The organism is uncultured Lacinutrix sp. (assembly GCF_947500325.1).
In the GTDB taxonomy this organism is placed as follows: Bacteria; Bacteroidota; Bacteroidia; order Flavobacteriales; family Flavobacteriaceae; genus Lacinutrix.
In genome coordinates this window covers 1-759 of the sequence record NZ_CANMRQ010000075.1, presented here as the reverse complement: position 1 = coordinate 759, position 759 = coordinate 1, and the positions used below count along the sequence as shown (strand labels likewise).

General features: G+C 31.9%; 1 pseudogene. It reads left to right on the top strand.

Going from position 1 to position 759, the window contains the following annotated elements:
- Positions 1-41: 41 nt before the first annotated feature.
- Positions 42-759, top strand: a pseudogene (locus Q0997_RS20225) (helix-turn-helix domain-containing protein); the annotation flags it as partial.

Genomic DNA, 759 nt, shown 5'->3' with positions numbered 1-759 from the left:
TGTCCCGTCCTGAAATAAGTTGACAAAAAATCGACTTATTAATGAAAAGTAAAGAGAACAAAAGAGTTAAACGAACTCAACGCGATTACAATTTGGGCTTTAAATTAGCACTTGTATCAGAAGTAGAAAAAGGCAATTACACCTACAAACAGATTCAAAAGATCTATGGTATTCAAGGTAGGAGCACCGTTTTGGTATGGTTAAGAAAATATGGTACTTTAGATTGGAGTAAGCCTAATTTTCATCAAATGCCAAAATCAAAAGAAACACCAGCTCAAAAGATAAAACGTCTAGAGAAAGAATTAGAAGATGAAAAGCTAAGAAACCTATTATTAAATACGATGATAGATGTTTCTGATCAACAATTTGGTACTGCTATTAGAAAAAAGCTTTTATCCCAACAATCCAAATCATCCGACAAGACAAAGAAGTAACTCTTTCTCATTCTTGTAGATTGTTAGGAATAAGCAGACAAGCTGTTTATCAAGCTATCAAGCGAAAGCAAGCCAGAGCAAAAGCCTTATCACTAATAAAACCTTTAGTATTAGCTATTCGTAGAGAAATGCCAAGAATAGGAACCCGTAAGTTGTACTATTTGCTAAAGCCTGACTTTAATAGACTTAAAATAAAAATAGGGAGAGATGCCTTATTTAAGTATTTAAAAGAAGAACATTTATTAATAAAACCAAAAAAGAATTATACTAAAACAACCAATTCCAAACATTGGTTAAGAAAGCACCCTAATCTTTTAAAACAGAT